Genomic DNA, 1271 nt, shown 5'->3' with positions numbered 1-1271 from the left:
ACGAAGTTCTTTTTGCCTGTTTTGCCGGGCATTCTCGAAGGCCGTCGCGCCGGGATGTGGACCGTGGCCCTGACCTGCTCCGGCAACGCCTTGGGCCTGACCTACGCACAGTTCCGAGCCCTGGACAGCACCGCCCTGGCCCGCGAGCGCACGCGTATCGAAGCCCTGTTCGAAGGTTCGCGGCCGCACTACCTAATCGACACCATCACCGACCTGCCAGGGGTGATCGCCGACATCAACCGGCGCCTGGCACGTGGTGAAATGCCGCAAAGCCACTGATCAAGGTCAACTCAACGGCATTCACGTCGGGCAAACCCCGCAAAACAGGCTTAAAGTAAAAGAACTTCGTCGCCAAAGAACGGAGATTTGCCCTGATGAGAGAGGAACCAAGCGATGCCGTGGAAAAATTCCGAGTCACGTTACAGCACTATGTCGATAGCGTTGCATTGGTTGATGCTTGTGCTGCTGGCGGTGGTTTACGCCTGTATTGAGTTTCGCGGGATCTTCCCCAAAGGCAGTGGCGGGCGCACGTTGATCGTGGAAATGCACTTCATGCTCGGCCTGACCGTGTTTGTGCTGGTCTGGCTGCGTTTGTTTGCGCGCTCGCTGGGAGTTGCGCCGAAGATTGTACCGGCACCGCCGCAATGGCAGGCCCTGCTCGCGACCCTGATGCATATTGCGCTGTATGCCTTGATGATCGGCATGCCGATTGCCGGCTGGCTGATCGTCAGCGCCCAAGGGCACTCCGTGATGTTCTACGGAATCGAGTTGCCGCCCTTGATCGGCGAAAACAAGGACTTGTCCAAGCAGATCAAAGAGTGGCATGAACTGGGCGGTTCCATCGGTTATTGGTTGATTGGCCTGCATGCCGCGGCCGGTCTGTACCACCACTACTTCATGCGTGATAACACGGTGTTGCGCATGATCCCCAAACGCTAGGCAGCCAACCCTCGGCGGCCTTGCAAGCCGCCGGTGTGGACGAAGATCAGACGCGTGCCCGCAGGGAAGCGTCCGGCGGCGACCTGTTGCTTCAACGCCAGCAGTGCTTTGCCGGTGTAGAGCGGCTCCAGCGGTAAGCCGCAAGCCTGTTGCGTGGTCTCGATAAAGTCGAGCAATAACCGGTCGACCTTGGCGAAGCCGCCCCGGCTGGCGTCCAACAACTCATACCCGCCCTGCACAATGGCGCGCACGTTCTGCGCTACGCCGTGATCGCCCGGCACCGCCATTGCGCCGTACACCGGATGCGCCCCCGCCTCGGCCAGTCAACAAAT

1 protein-coding gene and 2 pseudogenes are annotated in these 1271 nt (G+C 60.1%); 2 read left to right on the top strand and 1 reads right to left on the bottom strand.

Annotated features, from left to right (window positions below; translation table 11 throughout):
* A pseudogene (locus tag L9Z73_RS30745) lies at positions 1-279 on the top strand (phosphonoacetaldehyde hydrolase); the annotation flags it as partial.
* Between the two features lie 114 nt (positions 280-393).
* Positions 394-939 (top strand): cytochrome b, encoded by a 546-nt coding sequence (locus L9Z73_RS30740; protein WP_247408733.1) that lies wholly within the window; start codon positions 394-396, stop codon positions 937-939.
* Here L9Z73_RS30740 and L9Z73_RS30735 read toward each other — a convergent pair.
* A pseudogene (locus L9Z73_RS30735) lies at positions 936-1262 on the bottom strand (1-aminocyclopropane-1-carboxylate deaminase); the annotation flags it as partial. The gene L9Z73_RS30740 and the pseudogene L9Z73_RS30735 sit on opposite strands and share 4 nt — an antisense overlap.
* Positions 1263-1271 lie beyond the last annotated feature (9 nt).

The organism is Pseudomonas emilianonis (genome assembly GCF_023072625.1).
Lineage (GTDB): Bacteria > Pseudomonadota > Gammaproteobacteria > Pseudomonadales > Pseudomonadaceae > Aquipseudomonas > Aquipseudomonas paraveronii.
This window is presented reverse-complemented; position numbering and strand designations above follow the sequence as displayed.